This is a genomic window from Streptomyces sp. NBC_01235, from assembly GCF_035989285.1.
Classification (GTDB): Bacteria; Actinomycetota; Actinomycetes; order Streptomycetales; family Streptomycetaceae; genus Streptomyces.
Window position 1 is genome coordinate 1009172 of the sequence record NZ_CP108513.1, and the last position, 19998, is coordinate 1029169.

General features: G+C 70.5%; 18 protein-coding genes and 3 pseudogenes. 17 read left to right on the forward strand and 4 right to left on the reverse strand.

Going from position 1 to position 19998, the window contains the following annotated elements:
* Positions 1 to 15 precede the first annotated feature (15 nt).
* From OG289_RS04630 to OG289_RS04660, 7 genes are all read left to right on the forward strand, one after another.
* Positions 16 to 618 (forward strand): Rv1733c family protein, encoded by a 603-nt coding sequence (locus OG289_RS04630; protein WP_327312710.1) that lies wholly within the window; start codon positions 16 to 18, stop codon positions 616 to 618.
* A gap of 30 nt (positions 619 to 648) precedes the next feature.
* On the forward strand, positions 649 to 2049 hold the full coding sequence (locus tag OG289_RS04635) for a nicotinate phosphoribosyltransferase (RefSeq protein WP_327312711.1): 1401 nt from the start codon (positions 649 to 651) through the stop codon (positions 2047 to 2049).
* A gap of 11 nt (positions 2050 to 2060) precedes the next feature.
* Positions 2061 to 2348 carry a DUF1876 domain-containing protein gene (locus OG289_RS04640; RefSeq protein WP_327312712.1) on the forward strand — a complete coding sequence of 96 codons (288 nt, stop codon included), beginning with the start codon at positions 2061 to 2063 and terminating at the stop codon, positions 2346 to 2348.
* A gap of 50 nt (positions 2349 to 2398) precedes the next feature.
* Entirely contained in the window at positions 2399 to 2857 is a 459-nt protein-coding gene (locus OG289_RS04645; RefSeq protein WP_327312713.1) for an Hsp20/alpha crystallin family protein, read from the forward strand.
* Positions 2858 to 2974: 117 nt separating this feature from the next.
* Complete coding sequence (locus tag OG289_RS04650) at positions 2975 to 3883, forward strand: DUF1918 domain-containing protein (RefSeq protein WP_327312714.1); 909 nt, start codon at positions 2975 to 2977, stop codon at positions 3881 to 3883.
* 84 nt (positions 3884 to 3967) lie between these two features.
* Entirely contained in the window at positions 3968 to 4327 is a 360-nt protein-coding gene (locus OG289_RS04655) for a hypothetical protein (protein WP_327312715.1), read from the forward strand.
* A gap of 248 nt (positions 4328 to 4575) precedes the next feature.
* On the forward strand, positions 4576 to 5475 hold the full coding sequence (locus tag OG289_RS04660) for a universal stress protein (protein WP_327312716.1): 900 nt from the start codon (positions 4576 to 4578) through the stop codon (positions 5473 to 5475).
* Positions 5476 to 5656: 181 nt separating this feature from the next.
* Here the strand turns inward: OG289_RS04660 and OG289_RS04665 are convergent, their stop codons facing one another.
* Positions 5657 to 6508 carry a slipin family protein gene (locus OG289_RS04665; protein WP_327312717.1) on the reverse strand — a complete coding sequence of 284 codons (852 nt, stop codon included), beginning with the start codon at positions 6506 to 6508 and terminating at the stop codon, positions 5657 to 5659.
* A 464-nt stretch (positions 6509 to 6972) separates the two neighbouring features.
* On the opposite strand from OG289_RS04665, the gene OG289_RS04670 reads away from it, so the two are divergent.
* Complete coding sequence (locus tag OG289_RS04670) at positions 6973 to 7467, forward strand: hypothetical protein (RefSeq protein ID WP_327312718.1); 495 nt, start codon at positions 6973 to 6975, stop codon at positions 7465 to 7467.
* Positions 7468 to 7786: 319 nt separating this feature from the next.
* On the opposite strand, the pseudogene OG289_RS04675 reads toward OG289_RS04670, so the two are convergent.
* Both OG289_RS04675 and OG289_RS04685 read right to left on the reverse strand, forming a co-directional pair.
* A pseudogene (locus tag OG289_RS04675) lies at positions 7787 to 8038 on the reverse strand (DUF302 domain-containing protein); the annotation flags it as partial.
* A 225-nt stretch (positions 8039 to 8263) separates the two neighbouring features.
* Positions 8264 to 8512: pseudogene (locus OG289_RS04685) on the reverse strand (response regulator); the annotation flags it as partial.
* A gap of 439 nt (positions 8513 to 8951) precedes the next feature.
* On the opposite strand from OG289_RS04685, the gene OG289_RS04690 reads away from it, so the two are divergent.
* From OG289_RS04690 to OG289_RS04700, 3 genes and pseudogenes are all read left to right on the forward strand, one after another.
* Positions 8952 to 10298 (forward strand): glycoside hydrolase family 43 protein, encoded by a 1347-nt coding sequence (locus OG289_RS04690; RefSeq protein WP_442818869.1) that lies wholly within the window; start codon positions 8952 to 8954, stop codon positions 10296 to 10298.
* 218 nt (positions 10299 to 10516) lie between these two features.
* Positions 10517 to 10663 (forward strand): annotated as a pseudogene (locus tag OG289_RS49565) (hypothetical protein); the annotation flags it as partial.
* Positions 10664 to 10698: 35 nt separating this feature from the next.
* Entirely contained in the window at positions 10699 to 10989 is a 291-nt protein-coding gene (locus OG289_RS04700) for a hypothetical protein (protein WP_327321040.1), read from the forward strand.
* A gap of 469 nt (positions 10990 to 11458) precedes the next feature.
* Here the strand turns inward: OG289_RS04700 and OG289_RS04705 are convergent, their stop codons facing one another.
* Entirely contained in the window at positions 11459 to 12007 is a 549-nt protein-coding gene (locus tag OG289_RS04705) for a Pycsar system effector family protein (RefSeq protein WP_327312721.1), read from the reverse strand.
* Between the two features lie 266 nt (positions 12008 to 12273).
* On the opposite strand from OG289_RS04705, the gene OG289_RS04710 reads away from it, so the two are divergent.
* From OG289_RS04710 to OG289_RS04735, 6 genes are all read left to right on the forward strand, one after another.
* Positions 12274 to 12933 carry a Crp/Fnr family transcriptional regulator gene (locus tag OG289_RS04710; RefSeq protein ID WP_327312722.1) on the forward strand — a complete coding sequence of 220 codons (660 nt, stop codon included), beginning with the start codon at positions 12274 to 12276 and terminating at the stop codon, positions 12931 to 12933.
* A gap of 147 nt (positions 12934 to 13080) precedes the next feature.
* The gene (locus OG289_RS04715) at positions 13081 to 13962 is read left to right on the forward strand and encodes a hypothetical protein (protein WP_327312723.1); all 882 of its coding nucleotides are present in this window, start codon (positions 13081 to 13083) and stop codon (positions 13960 to 13962) included.
* Positions 13959 to 16175, forward strand: a complete 2217-nt coding sequence (locus OG289_RS04720) for a hypothetical protein (RefSeq protein WP_327312724.1) — start codon at positions 13959 to 13961, stop codon at positions 16173 to 16175. The genes OG289_RS04715 and OG289_RS04720 overlap by 4 nt, the downstream gene beginning before the upstream one ends.
* Positions 16172 to 17290, forward strand: coding sequence for a hypothetical protein (locus OG289_RS04725; protein ID WP_327312725.1), 1119 nt, complete (start codon positions 16172 to 16174; stop codon positions 17288 to 17290). The genes OG289_RS04720 and OG289_RS04725 overlap by 4 nt, the downstream gene beginning before the upstream one ends.
* Positions 17287 to 18801, forward strand: coding sequence for a protein phosphatase 2C domain-containing protein (locus OG289_RS04730; RefSeq protein ID WP_327312726.1), 1515 nt, complete (start codon positions 17287 to 17289; stop codon positions 18799 to 18801). The genes OG289_RS04725 and OG289_RS04730 overlap by 4 nt, the downstream gene beginning before the upstream one ends.
* On the forward strand, positions 18798 to 19958 hold the full coding sequence (locus tag OG289_RS04735) for a hypothetical protein (RefSeq protein WP_327312727.1): 1161 nt from the start codon (positions 18798 to 18800) through the stop codon (positions 19956 to 19958). Before OG289_RS04730 ends, OG289_RS04735 begins: the two co-directional genes overlap by 4 nt.
* Positions 19959 to 19998 lie beyond the last annotated feature (40 nt).

Genomic DNA, 19998 nt, shown 5'->3' on the forward strand with positions numbered 1-19998 from the left:
GCTGGAGGCCGACACATGAGCGCACGAGGTTCGCCGCACGCATCCGGTCCACCGTCGAGGCGCGGCGATCACGCGCCCAAGGGCGCGGACTCCCTGAGACGTACGTCCGACAGGTGCGAATGCTGGTTCCGCCGCGTCCTGGTGGTCGTTCTCCTCCTCGGGCTGCCGGCAGCCGCCGGCAGCGCGGGTCTGACGGCGTACGAGGCGTCGATGCGCACCGTGCGAGCCCAGGCGGCGGAACGGCACCAGGTCACCGCCCGACTGACGTCGACCGTCAAGGGCGACGACTGGGCGAAGCGTGCGGCGCAGGTCCGCTGGACCGACACCAACGGTGTCGTGCGGACGGGAACGGCCCTCGTGAAGCCGGGAACCTCCAAGGGCGCCACCGTGCGTGTGTGGGTGACCCGGGACGGAACCGTCACCGGTCCGCCGGCGAGCACTCTCAACGCGACGACCAGTGGCTGGATGGTGGGCGGTATGGCGGCGTTCGGCGTGGCCGCCGGGTCCTGCGCGGCCTGGGCGGGCGTGCGCCGGGTCCTGGACCGGAGAAGGTACGCGCGGTGGGACGCCGAGTGGCTCCTGGTGGAACCGCAGTGGTCCGCGCGATTCCACCGGTGACGAGCGGGAGGCCGCACGGAAGCCCAGGAGGTGACACCGATGTCGAGTGCGACGACCACCGATCTGTACGAAGTCACGATGGCCCTGTCCTACCTGCGGGAGGGGATGACCGGCCCTGCGACGTTCAGCCTCTTCGTCCGCGACCTGCCTCCTGAACGCGGCTTCCTGGTGGCGGCGGGGTGCGAGTCGGCTCTCGACTACCTGGCCGGCTTTCATGTCGGCCCCGAGGACGTCGACGCTTTCGCCTCCGCGCTGCACCGGCTGCCGGGGGACCTGGAGCCTCTGCTCGGCCTGACGTTCACCGGCCAGGTGCGGGCGGTACCGGAGGGGCGGATCGTCTTCGCGGGTGAGCCGCTGCTGGAGATAACCGCACCACTTCCGCAGGCGCAGCTGGTCGAGACGTTCGTGCTCAACCGACTCAGCCATCAGACGGCGATCGCTTCGAAAGCCGCGCGCTGCGTGCTCGCGGCGGCCGGTCACCCGGTCGTCGACTTCTCCCTGCGGCGCACCCATGGTCCGCAGGCCGGGTTCCAGGCCGCTCGTCTGGGTGCGATGGTCGGCTTCGCCGGGACCAGCAACGTGGCAGCGGCCACCGCTGAGGGCATCCCCGCCGTCGGCACGATGGCCCACTCCTTCGTGGAGGCGTTCGCCACGGAGGAGGACGCGTTCCGTGCCTTCGCCCGGTCCCACCCGGGCCCGGTGACCCTGCTGGTGGACACCTACGACACCGAGGAAGGCGTCCGCGTCGCGGCACGCGTCCTGCGGGACCTGGACCGCGGGCCCGGCTCCGCCGTACGGCTGGACAGCGGCGACCTCGGGAGCCTGGCGGAAAGAGCGCGCTCCCTCCTCGACGACGCGGGACTGCCGGACGTGCGGATCATCGCCAGTGGTGGTCTCGACGAATACTCCGTGGACGACCTCGTCCGCTCCGGAGCCCCGATCGACACGTACGCCGTGGGCACCCGCGTCGGCGTGTCGGCAGACACCCCGTACCTGGACTCCGCGTACAAGCTGGTGGAGTTCGACGGCCGCCCGGTGATGAAGCTCTCGTCGGCGAAGGTGACGGCACCCGGCCGCAAGCAGGTGTTCCGCCGTCCCGGCCACGCCGACGTGATCGCTCTCGCCGACGAGCAGCCTCCCCACGACGGCATTCCGCTGCTGGAGACGGTGATGCGGAACGGGCGGCGCACCGGCAGGAGACCCACGCTCGACGAGTGCCGGCGGAGATTCGTCGCGGACCTGGGAGCGCTGCCCTCGGCCGCCCGCCGGATCCGAGCGCCCGTCGCGCCCCGCGCGACGGCTTCCGAGTCGCTCAGCGTGCTCACGGACCGCGTCCGGCGCCGCATCGAGGACCAGATGCCGGCCGCCCCCGCACGGCCTGAAGCCCCAGAACGAACCCCGTCCGGATCACACCGGTCCGTACCGAGATGAGGAGGAAAGCGATGCCGCACACGTGGGAATGGAAGGTTCGTCTTCATCTGTACGAGGACGACGACGGAACGACGAAGGCACATCTGATCCTGGACACCGGCACCACAGAACTCACCGGTCACGGGGCCGCGCACCGCCATCCGGCGGACCCGAACGTGCCGGAGATCGGCGACGAACTGGCCGCGGGCCGGGCTCTGAACAACCTCGCCCGGCAACTGCTGAAGACCGCCGAGCGCGACATCGAGGGCATGGGCGCACCGCAGCCGCACGGCCGGGAGGCCGCCGGGTGGCCCACGTGACCGACGGGGGCACCGCGACCCCCAAGGCAGAAGTCAAGGAGGGATCAGCCATGACACATCCCGCACGACACAGCAGAGGCGGGCTTCCGGCAGCTCTGCGAGAGCTGGAGGACCTGCATACCAGGGTGGACCAGCTCATGCACGCCGCCCTTCCCGGTGGCGGCTTCCCCGGGTTCGGCGCGGCCGAGCCATGGGCGCCCCTGGCCGACATCGAGGACACCGAGGACGCCTACCTGGTGGAACTGGAGCTGCCCGGAGTGGACAAGGACCAGATCACCGTGGAGGTCGCCGAAGGCGAACTCGACATCCACGGTGAGATCAGGGAGAGGGAACACACCGGGACGGTCCGCCGGCAGAACCGCCGCATCGGCCAGTTCGACTACCGCACCATTCTGCCGCCGAACTCCGACACCGAGCACATCAGCGCGGATCTGAACAACGGAGTCCTCACAGTCAAGGTCCCCAAGACCGAGAAGGGCAAGGCTCAGCGCATCGAGATCACCGGCTGAGTCGTCGACGGCCGTGCGGGAGCGGGGGCGGGCCATTCCCGGCTGATCGGTCCCGTGCGGCCGCCCGTCGCGCGTGGCACGTTGGATACAGCACCACTCTGAGGAGAGGGCGGCGTCATGAGAGCGCACCTCGGCGACCAACTCGTCATCGAACGCACGGCGACCGGCGCCGCCAGGCGCGACGGCGAGATCGTCGGACTCCATCACGAGGACGGAACTCCGCCCTACGACGTGCGCTGGTCGGACACGGACGAAGTGACGCTCGTGTTCCCCGGACCCGACGCACACATCCACCATCTCGAACACGAACAGCCCCCGACCGCCCACGCCCCTCAAGGCCCCGACACGGCCGAGGCAGAGGCCATGCCACCGGGGACACTGCGCCCCGGCGACATCGGCCGGCGCGTGGCCGTCGAACGCCGCAGACAGGGACTCAGCCGCGAGGAGACGGCCCGCCGCGCACGCATGTCCCCCAGCTACCTGGCATACCTGGAGGAACGCCCTGCCGAACCGAGCATGGCGAGCCTCATCAGACTCGCCGACGCACTGGCCACCACCGTCACCACGCTGCGCGGAGGAGGAACCGAGGTCCCACCCGGCCAGGGACAGTCGCTGCTGCATCCCCGACTACGGGACATCGGCCCGCAGGAATGCCGCACCCTGCTCTCCACCCACGGCGTGGGGCGCATCGCGGTGTGGGCGTCCGACGGCCGCCCCGCGGTCGTGCCGGTCAACTACGACGTCATCGACGACGTCATCGTCTTCCGGACCGCGCCGGACTCCACGCCCGCGGCCGCTGTCGGAACCGAGGTCGCCTTCGAGGTCGACCACATGGACGAGGCCCTCAGCCAGGGCTGGAGCGTCCTCGCCGTCGGCCCCGCGAACGTCGTGACGCAGCCCGACACCGTACGCAGGCTCACCGAACACGCCCACACCACGCCATGGGCAGGCGGTGAACGCGACATGTGGGTCTCGATCCGGCCCGAACACCTCACCGGCCGCCGCATCACCGCGGCCGAAGGGTGAGGACACGCTCCGCCGAAGAGCCGTACCGTCCCCACACCCCTCGAAGGGCTTGCGACGACCCGGACGACACCGTCCCACAAGTGGGTGACCGCCCTCGTACACGACGCGGTGACCACACCGTCGATGCACAACGCCCAGCCCTGGCACTTCCGTTGTCTCCAGCGCAGCCGCGCCTTCGAGGCGTGGGCCGACTTCGAGCGCGCCATGCCGCACTCCGACCCCGACACCTGCGGCCTTCATCTCGGCTGCGGCGCCGCCCTGTTGAACCTGCGGGCCGCCATCGTCCACGAGGGCCGGCACCCTGAACCCGGCTACTGCCCGACCTCACCGACCGAGCACTCCGCCAACGGCACAGCAGCCGCTACCCGTTCGAGGAGAGGCAGATGCCCGAGGCCGTGCGGGAGGCTCTCGGCGCGTCCGCGCCCGGCGAAGGAACGGCACTGACGTTCCCCGCCTCATGGCATCCCACGGCACGGGTGAGGTCCCGGTACTTGTCCCAGGTCCTTGAGGAGCGCGCCGGGGCGCCTGGTCCCGGCCGCCGTACGTCTCCAGCATCGTCGCGACCCGGCCCACCGCTGCCCGGCCGACAGCCACCCGATCCGGGTGTCGGCCCGTATGTCGCGGCGGCGCGCGGGCGGTGCGACGGTATTCACAGGGGGTCTGTCAGCACCGGACGGAAGGCGGTGGCCTCGATGGAACTCCCGTTGGTCGTGGGCGTCGACGGATCGGACTCCAGTCTGCTGGCGGTCGACTGGGCGGTGGACGAAGCGGCACGCCACGGGCTGCCGCTGCGGCTGGTCCATGCCTCCCTGTGGGAGCGTTACGAAAGAGCCCGGCCATCCTTGAGCACCGATCACCCCGCCGGAGAGGTCATGGCGCAGAACATCGTCGCCTCCTGCGCGGAACGTGCCCGGCTTCGCGACCCCGAGGTGAAGGTGTCGGGCGACGTACTGGCCGCCGATGCTGTGTCCACGCTGCTGCAGGCCGGGTCCGAGGCATTCGCTCTGGTCACGGGCGTTCATGGGCGCGGCGAGGTCGCCGGGCTTCTGCTGGGCTCGGTCAGCCTCACGGTGGCCGCTCGTGCCATGTGCCCGGTCATCGTCGTCCGAGGCGAGGAGCGCAACCTTCAGGGGTCCCTCGGCCGGGTCGTGGTGGGAGTCGGCGATGCGACCGGAGGCACGGGTGCCGTACGGTTCGCCGCCCGCGAGGCCGAGGCGCGGGGCTGCGCCCTGACTGCCGTGCGGGCCTGGCGCAGTCCGGTTCAGGAGCCGGGCTCCCCTCCCGCAGGGGCCGTCCCGGGGGATCCCCGACTCGCGGCGGACGCCGCCGGGGCGCCCGAGGAGCAAGCCTCGGCCAACCTCGACGACGCGCTGCGCGAGGTCGTGCGGGAGCATCCCGAGGTCGATGTCAGCCGCCGCGCGGTCGACGGCCCCGCCCACCGTGTCCTGCTGGAGGCATCGGCCGATGCCGACCTGATCGTCGTCGGCGCTCTGCGCCGGCACGGGCACCTCGGTCTGCAACTCGGCAGTGTCGCCCACGCCCTGCTGCACCACTCCGCTTGCCCGGTCGCCGTCGTCCCTCATCGGGTCTGAGGTTCGCCACCCGACGAGTATGACGACGCCTACCCGGGCACCGTCCTGTGTGAGAGCGCATGAGACGACGAAGCCCCGCCGGAAGGCGGGGCTTCTGCGCGCGGCGGGCTACGACGGTGTGCGCCGTCCGGCGCGGTCACCGTTGTACTCCGGATCTCCGCTTTCCAGCACGCGGAGACGGTCACACGGTCTCGGGCACGCCGTTCGGCGTGGCGGCGGGGATCGTCTTGGTGAGGTCGGCGGGCAGCGCCTGGGAGGTGGCCGATGCCGTCTCCCGGGCGAGGAAGGCGCCGAGTTCGCCGATGGTGCTCATGAGGGGTGCGGGGAAGACGACCGTGCTGTTCTTGTCCACGGCGATCTCCACCAGGCTCTGCAGGTTGCGCAGTTGCAGGGCCAGGGGGTGGGCCATCATCGTGTCCGAGGCGTCGCCGAGCGCGGCGGCGGCCAGGGACTCGCCCTCCGCGTTGATGATCTTCGCTCGCTTCTCCCGCTCGGCCTCGGCCTGGCGGGCCATGGCGCGCTTCATGGTGTCCGGCAGCTGGATGTCCTTGAGTTCGACCAGGGTGACCTGTACGCCCCATTCCGCTGTGGTGACGTCGAGGATCTCGCGGATGTCGAGGTTGATGCGGTCGGTCTCGGAGAGCGTCTCGTCGAGCGTGTGCTGTCCGACGACTTTCCGCAGGGTGGTCTGGGCGATCTGGTTGATCGCCGCATGGACGTTCTCGACCGCGATGACCGACTTCACCGCGTCGGTCACCCGGAAGTAGGCGACCGCCGACACGTCCACGCTCACGTTGTCCCGCGTGATGATCCCCTGGGACTGGATGGGCATGGTGACGATCCGCAGCGACACCCGGTGCAGGACGTCGACGAACGGGATGATGAGCCGCAGCCCCGGATCGCGGGTTCCGACGAGGCGGCCGAAGCGGAACAGCACTCCCTGCTCGTACTGCTTGACGATTTTCACGGCCATCGCCAGTGCCACGACGGCAAGAACACCGACGACGACCAGAAGGAAGATCAGGACTTCCATGTACTGCTCCTCGGGATGAGGACCACGTCGTTGTCGCGCGAGGTCCCGGGGATGGGGGGGATGGGACGGCGGCGTGTGAGACACGGGGCACTGGCACGCTGCCCGTGTGCTCGGCCCGTCGTGAGAGCCGCGCCGGCACTCGAGCGGGGCGCGGGAAGCGGTGCGGACCACAGGCCCGCCGTGTGTCCAGCATCCCTTGCCGCGTGCGTCTGCCGCTTGGGCCGAACGGTCCCCGACCTGCCGCGGGTTTTCAGGGAGGTTCAGCCGTTGTCGGCGGGGGCGTTGCGCGGGCACACACCGTGATTGCCCCAAGGGGGCATGTCCCCAACGGCACCAGAGGTGTAGCGTCACTCCCAGGTCCCAGACCCCGGCCAGTCGCTCTTCGGTGAAGGCCGTAGAGGTGCGAACCTCGGCCCGGCCACCACTCAGTCCGTTCGAACTCACGAACACCAGGGACAAAGCCGATGGGACACACCGTTCGCCTCGTGGGACTGCCCTACATCCAGCGTCAGAACCAGGACGGCTCCGCCGACACTCCGACGGCCGGAGTGGAGATTTCCCTCTGCCTGGAACTGCCCCGTGTCACCGACAGCAACCTGGCGATGGGACAGGTGGCCCGCGCGGTCCTCTCCGCGATCGGAACGCCTGCCTGGCTGCTCCAGGACCTCGCCGAGACAGCCCGTGTCGCCGCTCAGTACATGGTCCTCCACAGCGCGGAGCCGTCCTACCGACTGCTGCTGAGCGCGGACGAGGACGGAATCGCGGTGGCCGTCACCGACTACACGCCCGCTGCCCTCACCGCTCCGCCGGCCTGGCAGCCGGTGCCACACGACAGCGGAGTCGAACCCCGGGCAACCCGGATGACCTCCTCCGATGGCATGCAACTCCACCGCACCCCGGACGGTCACCTACGGCTCAGGACCGAAAGCCGCTGGAGGAAACCGGCCCCCTCGGCGTGACCCGCGGAAATTCAGGGCCGTGTTCGTTCCTGAATGGAGAGCACGTCGGGCGACGTGGCGTATCGACGGCCACTTGGTGACCTCGCTCTTGAGGCGCGGTGAGTTCGGCGCGAGGACACGTCACCAAGCGGCCGCCTCCGACGATCTGCCCGGGGTCGGGACAGCAGCGTCCGGGCAGGAACTGTGACGATCCATGTGCGCGGTGGTCGTCGACGACGCGGACGGCCGCCTGCGAGCCTTCCTCGACACCTGGAGGACATCCTCTCCGCCAACGGTGTCGCCGTCCTTGACGCCGGTGGCGTCGGACGCTCGTGCCGGGTGCGGTGAGGGAGGCGAGGGCGGCGTCGAGGCGGCGGGTGGCCTCTTCGGCGACGGGGCGCAGGGCGTCGGGTTCGGTGAGGGCGACCATGGTGTTCGGGTCGAGAGCCTGTACGGCGGTGTGGTCGCCGTCGCGGCGGACGACGACGTTGCAGGGCAGGAGCAGGCCGATGGAGCGGTCGGTGTCCAGGGCGCGGTGGGCCAGGGACGGGTTGCAGGCGCCGAGGATGACGTAGTCCTCCATGTCGTGGTCGAAGTGTTGTTGTATTCGCTGAACCGGCAGGTCTTCCAGGAGGCCTGACCGAGACCGCGGTGCGGCTGTGGGTCAGCCAGGCCGAGGTCGACGCGGGCGAGCGTGACGGGCTGAGCCGCAGCGAACGCGAGGAGTTGGCCGCGCTGCGGCGGGAGAACCGCCGACTGCGGGAGGACGCGGAGATCCAGCTGCACCGATCTCGGTTGAGCCGGTCGGCCGCCGTTGGACCTCGGGCCGGTGCACGACACCGGGCGGGGGGCCAGCAGCTGCCGTGCCGCCTCCAACCCGTTCATCCCCGGCATCCGCACGTCCATCAGCACCACGTCGGGGTGGGTGGCGGCGACTGACCTGGATGCCGAACCTCCCGTCGGACGCCTCCCCCACGACATCGATGTCGCTCTGCACGGACAACAGCGCGGCGAAACCCGAACGCACCATGTCCTGGTCGTCGACGACGACCACCCGGATGGTCATGCCCATCTCTCCTCTTCCGGTCACCTGACGCCCCTGCGGCCCGGTCACCTGGCGGCACGGAGGAATGCCTGCGACGGCATCGCCGTACTCCAGCGGGCAGGGCGCAGACCGGGCTCCACTCTCCTCGCACGGCCGGGCCCGCCGCCCTGGGCGAACGGCCTTGAGCAGCCCGCCCGGACAGGCGGGCCCTCGGCCTCACGGCGGATGAGCGGTCCCGACGGAGCGGTCCGCCCTGCGCACTGACACAAAAACCATCGTGAAACGACAGAACCATTGACCCATCGTTGCCTCACCTCTAACTTCTGACCGAATCACCGAACTGTGTCCGATATATCGGACACGCGAGTGCTCCTCGTCCGTCTCGCACGTCTCCCTTGGAGAGCAGATGAACACAAGTCTCCCGTCTGACTCCCAGCCGTCCCGTCGACGGTTCCTCGGCATGGCTGCCGGTGTCCCACTGGCCGCGATGACCGCCAACCTGACCATCGGGGCAGGCGCCGCCCACGCCGCTGACTCGGCGTACGTCATGGCCTACTTCACCGAGTCCACGACCATGCTCGAGGCCAACTACGGCCTTCACCTGGCCGTCAGCCGGGACGGTCTGCAGTGGATGCCGCTGAACCAGAACAACCCCGTGGTCACCCCCACCGAGGGTGCGCTCGGACTGCGCGACCCGTTCATCCTGCGCAAGCAGGACGGCACCTTCGTCGTGCTCGCCACCGACCTCAAGGGCACCGACTGGACTTACGTCAGCCAGTACGTGCACGTGTGGAACTCGACCGACCTGCGCACCTTCACCGGCTACCACCGGCTGAAGCTGCACGACATGAACACCCACAGCTGGGCGCCGGAGGCGTTCTGGGACGCGAGCCGCGGGCAGTACGCGCTCATCTACTCCGCCGTCAACTCCAGCGGCCACAACGTGATCATGGTCAACTACACGACCGACTTCGTCACGGCCTCGGCGCCCCAGGTCTTCTTCGACCCCGGCTACGACGTGATCGACGGCGACATGGCCGTGGGCGTGAACGGCGTCAACTACCTGTACTTCAAGAAGAGCGGGACCCTCGTCGGCGCCAAATCCACCTCCCTGAACCCGGGCAGCTTCACTCCGTTCAGCACCGCCGTCTCCCACGGCGGCACCGAGGCCCCGACCCTGGTCAAGTCCCTCACGTCCAGCAACTGGTACCTGTGGGGCGACACCTACACGCCCAACGGCGTCTTCTACGCCTGGCAGTCCACGGACCTGTCGGCGGGCACCTGGACCGCGCTCGACCAGCGCCTCTACACCCAGCCGCTCAACTCCAAGCACTGCGGCATCCAGCCGATCACCTCGACCGTGTACGACAACATGGTCGCGACGTGGGGCGCCCCGGCCTGGAACAGGATCAAGTCGTACAACTTCCCGGGCCGTTACGTCCGGCACTCCGACTACGTCGGCCGCATCGACCCGTACCCCTTCGACCCGTACACCGACTCCCAGTGGAAGATCGTGCCCGGTCTCGCCGACAGCTCCGGCGTGTCCTTCCAGTCGGTCAACCTGCCAACCCGCTACCTGCGGCATTACAGCTACCAACTGAGGCTGGACGCCAACGACGGCACCAGCACGTTCGCCCAGGACGCCACCTTCCACAAGGAGGCCGGCCTGGCCGACTCCGCCTGGACGTCCTTCCGTTCCCACAACTTCCCGACCCGCTACATCAGGCACTCGGACTACGTCCTGCGCATCGACCCGATCGCCACCGCCACCGACCGAGCGGACGCGACCTTCTCCATCGTGTACTGACGCGCCACGGCCGGTCAGCACTCCTCCCCCACTCACCGGAGAGCCGCACGTCCCGTACCGCTGCCCGAAAATGAATCAGACGCATCACCGCCCAGACCCTCGCCGTCGGACTCGCCGTCGTGGGTCTGGCGACCCTCGACCGGCAGGAGGCGCCGACGCCCGTGCCCGCCGCACCGGCCGCCGTGAGCACCAACCAGATCGACGTCACACCACCGCCGATGGGCTGGGCGTCCTGGAACTCCTTCTTCAGCAACATCGATTCCAGCGTGATCGAGCAGCAGGCAGATGCTCTGGTCTCCTCCGGCATGTCGGCGGCCGGCTACAAGTACGTCAACCTCGACGACGGCTGGTGGCAGGGCGCCCGCGACGCGAACGGCAACATCGTCGTCGGCGAGAACCTGTGGCCGGGCGGCATGAAGGCGGCGAGGCGCTGGCAAACGCCGCGGCCGCCCGACGGTGTGTGGGCGGCATCCACCGCAGCTTCTCCCCGCTCGCGCAACGGCTCGCCGAGACGACCGTCGAGTCTGGCGTCACGCTGGGAAACGATCTGCGCCTCGGTGGCTTCTCCGGGACCGGCGAAGCCGGCTTCATCGTCTCCGCGACCTGGAACCCGGCGGACCGGGCCCCGGACCGGCGCGCACCCCGGGACGCCCGCGCTCTCGCGCGTGCAGGACCCGGTGAACGCTCCTGACCGTATGTCGGTCGCGGCCTCGGCCGCGGTGGCACCCGAAGCGGTCGCTCAGCACCGTGCCGACCTCTCCACCTCTCGCAAGACGACGACCGCCGGCGCCGGGCGGCAGGGAGGCGGCCGCCCCTGGCCAGGTGGAACTGCTGCCCGTGCCACCCTGGACCCGTTCACGTACCAGATATGGGTGGGCAGCCCGGACGGTCGGCACGACATGGTGCTCACTCAGGACACGGACGTGCCCAGCGAGCAGGTGGTGCGGACATCCGGCACGTGCTGCGCACGCAGGTCCGGGAGCACCCGGAGATCGCCCTGGTGGAATTCTTCGTCGCGCCCGCCTGGCTGCGCCTCGAGGTGGATGCCTGGGGGCTGCGAGCCGCTGACGGACACCCTGTCGATCTCGTCCGGGTCCCCGCGGTCACCCCACTCCAGGACCACCCCGGTGTCACGGCGTGCTCCGGCCGTTTTCGGCGCTTCACGCCGATACGTACACCGCGATCGAGATCAGGAGCAGACCCGAACCCGCCGCCATCAGGGAGTACTTCACCAGCATCAGCTTCCACCAGACGATGCGGGACATCGCCACCAGCTGTCCGCTCAGCATCTCGAGGACATTGGCCTCCCGCAGTCCTGAGACGACCTGTGCGGGCGGCATCGCGCGGAGCGAACCGAAGTAGACGAAGTTCTGAGCGGGTGCCGCTTCTCCGGAGATCTGCCAGGTACGCGGGAGCAGTGCCGCGGTCGCCAGGAAGACGCCCAAGAGGACGAGGACCGTACCGGCGCCCATGAGGACGGTGCTCACCGCGGTCCCGGCGCCGCCGAGACCGTGCCCGGCCGTGATCAGGGCGATGGCCCCCGCCAGCACCGCGAGTTCCACGCTGAGCGCCGTCGACGCCTTCGCGTCCGCCCGGCCGGTCCAGTCCGTGATCGAGGCGTGGACCCGCCATGCCGTCGTGACCGCGAGCGGCTCACTGATCTCGTTGGCCGGCGGCTGGTGGGCATCGGGACCGGCGGGTGCGCTCATGAAGCGGCTCCTCATGTCAGGGCCGTCGGCGGCCGGGGAGGCGGGACACGGCGTCCTGCCGGCCGCCGTGCTCCCGCTCACGATTGTCGGGACGACGAACCGGCGGCTCTGGGTCAAACGCCTCACAACACGGAACTTTCGCCTCTACAGTGGTCGCCCCGGGCCTCAGCCACGGCCGAGCGCCCGACCGGAACGGGGGAGGGGGAGTTCCTGTGCGGGACGATTTACGTTCGGCGCCGGAGCGCGGTTTGCGCTATATGCCTGCAATGCAGGTGTTCAGCTCGGAGCACCTGGCCCTGCTGTGCGACGCGGGCATGGTGGAGACCTGGCAGCACGACGACGTTCTCCTGCGTCAGGGAGAACGAGCCGATCGGGCGATCCTTTTGCGCAAGGGCGTCGTGAAGGTCGTGTCCGAGTCCGTGGGCGGCTACACGAGCCTGCTGGCCTTCAGAGGAGCCGGGGAGTTGGTGGGCGAACTCGCCTGCATCGACGGCGGCACACGCTCGGCCTCGGTGATCGCGACCCAGCCCGGGCACGGGGTCGCGGTGCCTGGAAGCAGGTTCGCCGCGCTACTGCGCGCCAACGGCGACCTCGGCTTCGCCGTGCTCCGCAGCATCAGCGCACGGCTGCGGCACGCCGACGTCCAGCGCGAGGCGCTGGGGGCCGAGCCCGCCGCGACACGAGTGGCACGACTGCTCGTCGAGATGGCCGACCGGTACGGCGCGGACGCATCGTCCTGGGCACCGACGGCCCGGTCGGTGCGCATCACCCAGCACGAGCTGGCGGGCGCGGTCGGCACGTCGCGGGAATCCGTCGTACGGACGCTGCGCGAGCTGCAGTCCTGCGAACTGGTCGCCACCCGCAGAGGCGTCATCGTGGTCCTGGACCCCTCCGCGCTCGCCGCCTGGGAACCGGATCGCCCCTGACCGACGCCGACTTCTCTCCAGTGCGTCATTTGATGCGGAAGAGCAGACAGGACGTCGGCTTACTTGGAGTGCGGCGGTCGTCGGAACACAAACGGGGGAATCCCGGCGGCCGCCGTCCCACGCATACGAAGGAAAGGTGCGTCCTGCATGGACGACAAACCACGCTATTACCTCATCGTGGTCCTCGACATAGAGCGATTCGGCCGCCGCACGGACCCCATGCAGCACTGGCTGAGGGAACAGCTGTACGCCATCGTGAAGAAGGCGCTGGAGCAGGCGGGGATCGGCTCCGACGACGTCGAGGCCACGTGCGACCGGGGGGACGGCTGCTTCCTCCTGTTGCGGCCGTTCGTCTCCAAACTCGACGTGACGACCCGGTTCCTGGACGCCTTGCAGACCGGTCTGCGCGGTCACGCCCAGCGCGGTAACGAGGAGACCGCGCTGCGGGTGCGCGTCGCGCTGCACGCCGGCGAGGTGTCCCAGGACAGGCGCGGCTGGGTGGGCGAAGCGCTCAACACCGGTTGTCGGCTCGTCGACCTGGACGCGCTGCGGACCACCCTCGCCGCCGCCTCCCGTTCCGGCCTCGCCCTGGCCGTGTCCCCGGACTGGCACGCCGCGGTGGTCCGCCACGACTACCCCGAGCTTCCGACGTCCGGTTTCCGCGAAGTGCCGTTCGTGGCCAAGGAGATCACCTCGCACGCCTGGCTGCGCGTCCCCGGCTACGACGAACCCCCGGGGCTCACCGCTTCGGCCCCGGCGTCCGGGCGCCCGACGCCGTCCGTGCCCCGTCCCGCCGCGGACACCCATGCCACGGACACGCCGGCCGCGAACTCCCCGGCCACCATCGCGACTCCGGGCTCCGCGGCTCCGGACGACGTGACTGCGAACCCCCCGGCAGGCGGCAACCACGGCCCCTTCGCGGGCGCGGTCTTCCACAACCCGGGCCGGGTGTACGGCGGGAACCACTACGAAGGCGTCACACAGGACGAGGCGCACACCGACTCCGCCCGAAACCGGGACGGCGCATGAGGGAGGAATTCGCGCAGAGCCCCGCCCAGAACGGCCCCCCGGAGAACACCTCGCCCGGCCGGGAGGGCGAGGTCCCGTCCCCGGTGTCCACCGGCCCGGCAGAAACCACGGAACTGGGCGTCGACGACATCCGGCGCGCCCTGTCGGCACGCGCGGCCCAGCCCGGCTCGACGGACGAACGCCTCGACACGGAACGGGACGCCCGTTCCTACCTCTCGCGCTTCGCGCAGTCGCGGATCGCCGGTGAACGGGTGTACGGCGGGGATCACATCGAAGTGGTCCTCGGCCAGGGCCGCCGCTCCGTCCGTGCCTACCAGCTGTCGGCCCAGGACATCGACCTCGTCTCGTCCGCGTTCCTGCCCCCGGCCTCCTACGACGCCCTCCTGCGCGACAGCGAGCCGTTCCGCGTGGTGCTGCTCAGCGGTGCCCCGGGCCACGGAAAGTACGCCGCAGCGCAACGGCTGCTGCTGGACCGCGGACACGCCACGTTGCAGTGTCTGGAGCCGGACGCCGACCTGGCACGACTCGACGAGACGTCGCTGCGTCCCGGCCACGGTTACCTGCTCCAGGAACTCAGCTCCGGGGGAACGTCCTCTCCACTGACCGGCTTCGAACTCCACCGCCTCAACTCGGTGATGCTCGCCCGGGACTGCCGCCTGGTCATCACCCTGCGCGACGGCATGCGAACGGCGGATCCCGAAATCGACAAGCAGACCTTCCCGGTGAACGGGCCGCCCGCGCCGTGGGACGTCTTCGAGAGGCACCTGCGCTGGTGGCTCGGCCCGCAGCGGACGAGACGGGCGCAGGAACTGCTCCGTGCGCCGGAGACGGCCGCGCTGTTCACCGAGCCGCAGTCGGTCGGCACGTCGCTCGCGGGTGCGGCCGAGAACGCCCGTCTGCTCTCCGAGTCGTCGGCCGCACCGGCGGACGCGGTGCGCCGGGTCAGGGAACACGTCTCGGTCCGCGACACCCTGGAGTTCGAGAAGTGGTTCAACGGCCTGGAGGACCTCTCCACCCAGTGCGTGGCCGTCGCCACGGCGGTCTTCGGCGGAGAGGCCTACGAGACGGTGTCCGCGCTCGCCACCTCGCTCGGCCGACGGCTCGAGCCGCCGCCCACCGCCGAACACCCCGAACGTCCCCGCAACGAGGCGGTCACCGCGACCCGCGCGACGAGGCTGCGTCGGCTCAACGCCTCGCTCGTCGGCGCACAGGTCGCGTCCCGGCACGGCGGCGCCCCCGCGAAGGTCGTGCGCTTCGACGACTCCCGGACGGCGAGCCGTGTCCTGCAGAACGTGTGGGAGGAGTACGACGTCCTGCGCCACCAGCTACCGGGCTGGCTGAAGGACTGCGCGGGCCATGAACTGGCCACCGTCCGGACCAGGGCGGCGGTCGCCGTCGGGTTTCTGGCCGAGCTGTCCTTCGACAGTCTGCGCACGGGTGTCCTGCAGCCCTGGGCCAGGAGCCCCGCGCGAGCGCTGCGCGAGGCCGCCGCGACAGCCCTGGTCATCGCCGCCGAGAATCCCGAACTCGTCGCCCCGGTACGGGACTTGATCCATGCGTGGGCAGGCGGTGACGCGGCTCTGCAGGCCACGGCGGCGCGCGCCTGGACCGCCCTTGGGCGCCCCGACGCAGACAACGGCGGAGAGGCGGTCGCACTCCTCGACACGCTCGCCGCCACCGACAGCGCGGAGATCATCGAGGCGATCTGTCTGGGGGTCACCGAGTCGCTCGCCGCGACGGACGGCCATCAGGTACGCGACGCCCTCCACCTGCTCCGGCACTGGATCTCCCAGCGTCACGCGCAGCGCCGGACCGTCGGGGAGCTGTCCTTCCTCTTCGCAGCGGCCGACCTCCTGGAGGACGTGGCGGCCACCGGCGGCGGTGCGCACCGCCGGTGGCCCAAGCTGCTGGCGCTGGCCACCCGCGACCCCGTGCGCCAGCGGGACATAGCGCTGCTCTGGGACGCGGTGCTCCAGTCCCCCGAGACCTACGAGGCGGCCACCCTGGTCCTCACGGAATGGGCCCGCATGGTGGACGCGGACCCGTCGGGCCGCCGCGCGCTGGCCCGACTGCTGCACGCGGCGACACCGACCGACCGCAGCAGGCGCTTCCTCCTGCGCCATGTCTCCACCTGGAGCGCACCCGACAGCCGTGCCGCCCGCAGCGCCGCGCAGATCCTGAGCCACTTCGACAGCAAAGGCGCCACACCATGACCATGTCCGATCCCGAGCAGCTGATCGCGGGTCCGTGGCCCGCCGGTCCGGTGAACCGAGGAGAGATACCGCGGCCGGGGACGGCCCTCGTGTTCTCACTCGACACCGGCGAACCCGTCGTACTCGACCGCAGGCCGTCCTTCCTCGAATCGACGCGGTTCCACTACCGCTACGAGGTGGACATCACCGACCACCACACCAACTGGCAGGACCCCCTGCCCAGCCGGACCAAGGGATTCGCCTTCCACGCCGAGATCAGCACGGCCTGGCGGGTCAGCTCCCCAGACGTGGTGGTGAAACGCCGTCTCACCACCCTGGCTACGGCCGAGGCACTCGTGCGGGGCGCGCTCAACGACCTGCTCCGCCCTCACACACGCGGGTTCGACATCGAGGACGTCGCCCGCGCGGAGGACTCGGCCAACCGCTCCCTCCGCAGCCGTGAACACACCTTCGACTCCGGACTGACGGTCTTCGCCTGCGCGGTCCGGCTCGGTCTGGACGAGACCGCCGAACGCCACCTGCGCCAGCAGCGCGATCTGGCCTGGCAGCGGGAACAGGCAACGCTCACCCACCAGGTCAATCGGGTCCAGACCGAGGGCGAACAAGAGCTGACCTCGCTGGTGGAGGAGCACGAGGCACGGCGCGTACGGGAGCGGACCGCCGCGCTGCGGGCCGCCCAGCGGGGCGAGGGAGGGCTCCTGATGCACCTCGTCGCCCAGGATCCCAGCCAGTTGCGCAGCATCCTCCAGGAAATCGCCGCCAGACAGGACATGGCACTGGAGCGGAAGCAGGCACTCCTGCGGGACCTCAAGGGCGATCTGCATCCGGCCGAGTACGCCGAGTGGGTCCAACGGTTCATGGGCGAGCCGCTCCCCTACGCCGGCCCCGCGCTGGGCGGTGAGACGCCCTCGCCCCTCCCCCGGTCCCACACCCCCGCGCCGACGGGAACGCGGGACGGCGCAACCGGTACGTCCCGGCCGGAGCCCGCCACGGGCACCGGCGGTCCGCGGCCGGACGAACCGGGAAGCGGAGTCGTCGGCTGGAGAGCGGTCGGCAGGCGAGGTCCCACCCCCCGCGGTGACCGGAACCGGAGCGAGGAGGACGACAAGGGATGAACCAGGATCCTCCCGGTCACGACCACAGCCACGAGCAGGGATACGCATACCCCTTCGACCACGACCGCGCCAGGCCTGCGGACCCGAAGCCCGGCAGGCGCAGGCCCGCCAGGCACAAACCCGGCAGGTTGCCGGGCCGCGCACCGGGCGGACGGGCGCCCGGCGACCACGGCGCCACGTCCGCAGGACGTTGGCGTCCCGCCGGTGTCATGGGCTGGAGCCTGGCACTGGTGCTGGCCACTCTGGGAGGTTTCATGGCAGGGCCCTACGGCGCGACGGCGGGGTTGGTCGTGGGAGCGGTCGCCGGCTTCCTCGTGGGAGAGGCGGTCATGGCGGTCACCTCGCGAAAGCAGGAGGAGCAGACGACGGCGGAAGGCGTCGCCGGCGGTCTGCCGCAGGGCACCGGCCCCTTCGCAGCCCCCTCGCCCCCTTCCCCGGCCTCGCGGAACAGCGCGCCTGTCCCGGCCGGGTGGGACAGCATGCCCACCCCAGCCGGGTGGCAGAACACCTCTCCGCCTGCGGACGAGCGTCCGCCCACGGCCGGTCCCGTCGGCGGTGAAGAACGGGCCACGGCAGCGCGGCCTGCGGCGGAGGTGGCGGTCCCGGCCGGAAAGAAGCACATCCCTGCCGGGGCGGCTCGGTCCTGCCCGTCTCCCCCGGTGATGTATCAGCCGTCCCGCCTCGCCGAGTTGCCCTGGCGGCTGCCGCATCAGCCGGCGCCGCCGGGCATGGCTGCCGACTCCGCGCGGGTGGGCGATCTGGAGGTCCGCGCCGCCTCGGTGGTGGGACCCGGGCATCGGATCGACGAGACCCACGCCGGCCCCCGGCAGGACTTCTACCGAGTGGGCCGGGACGCCTCCGCACGGCATCTGGTCGTCGCGGTCGCGGACGGCATGTCCGACAGCAGCCACTCCGACACCGCGGCCGCCGTTGCCACCCTGTCCCTGGTCAACTCCCTGCGGCGCCAGCTCGACGAGGGCGTACCGCTGTCCCGTCTCGATCACAGGACCGCGTTTCTGGAGGCGGCGCAACAGGTCCACGCCATCGCCCGGCAGCGCCAGTGGTCCGCCGACAGCGTGCGCACCGTCGCCGTGGCGGCCGTCGTCCCCACCGGCGCGGCGCCGACCGGCGACCGCGACATCTGGATCGCCGGACTCGGCGACACCAGCGCCTGGGTGCGCGAGCCTCACCGCTGGGCCCAGCTGATGGGCGAAAAGGAACAGGGGCCCGACGCCGGACGGCTCCGCACGTTTCTGCCGCACACTCCCGAGGCCGTCGAACGCCGTCTCGTCCCGCTCGGTCGCGGCCAGGCGCTGGTCCTGACCACCGACGGGGTGGGGGACGCCCTCGTAGAACTGCCGCAGGCGCACGACTGGTTCCACTGCCACTGGGCCACCCCGGTCACCGCGTTGGACCTGCTGCTGCACATCAGTTACGACTCTCACCAGCGAAACGACGACCGGACCGCCGTCGTCGTCTGGACCCCGCCCGCGGACGGAGGACGCCGATGAGGACCTGGTCGGACAGCCCCTTCCCGGACGACATCCCGTTGACCTCGGTCAAGCTCGCCGGAGACAACCTGGGCGGAGGCGGCCAGGCGCATGCGGTGGAACGTCTTTCGGACCATCCGGGTTGGGTCGCCAAGTTGTACAAGTCGCCCATGGACCGGCTGGAGGCGGTCACGCTGGGCCGCCTCATCGAGCTGCCCCACTCGATGACTGAGGCGGACCTGGGGGCGCTGGACCGCAGCGCGGCCTGGCCGGTCTCGCGCATCACGGACGGAGACCGGACGGTCGGTGTCGTCATGGCCGAGGCACCGTCACGTTTCTATGTGCCGTTCAACCTCCGCGGCGGACGTCGCAGCGAGCCGCGGGAGCTGCAACTCGACCATCTGGTGAAGGACTCGGCCTACCTCACGAACATGGGCGTACGCCCGCCCACGCGTCAGCGCAGGCTCGAGATCGCCTGCCGCTTCCTGGAGTTGGGCGCCGTCCTGGAGAGGCACGACGTCGTCTACGGCGACTGGTCCTACCGCAACGCGCTGTGGGACCCGGACAGTGACTCGGTGTACCTGCTCGACATGGACTCCTGCGGCATGGGCACCCGGCCGTGGATAGCGTCGCCCGACTGGACCGATCCGGCGTTCCCACAAGGCACCGCGCTGACCGTCCCGACCGACCGGTACCGGATGGCTCTGCTCACCCTGCGATGCATCACCGGGACGCGGGGCGAACCGCTGGAGAGTCTGAGCAGGCTGGAGCGCGACTGGCCGACGGGCGACACCTTCCCCGACTTGCTCCGGCAGGCACTCGGCCGCGGGGATCTCCGGCACCGTCCCCGGACGTCGACCCTTCTGAAGGCGTTGCAGAGTCCGGGTGGCAACGGGCCCCAGGCTGATGTAGCGCCGGGCAGCAACGTCACCGGCTTCCGCCCGGTACGCCACCGCACCGCCCCGAAGGCCGCGGGCGGGACGGCCCGTACGGCCGATCCGCACACCACAGGGCCGGCGCCGCAACCGGCCTCCGCCTCCGCCTCCGCCTCCGCCTCCGCCTCCAGGCCACAACCTCGCCAGTCACCGGCGCGCGACTTCAAAGGCCTGCTCATCGGCATGAGCGTCGCCTTGGCCGTCCTCACGTTCCTCGTCGTCTTTTTCGCCCTGTGGGCGTGACCTGTCCCACACCCGTGTCCCGTCACCGGGCAACCCGAAA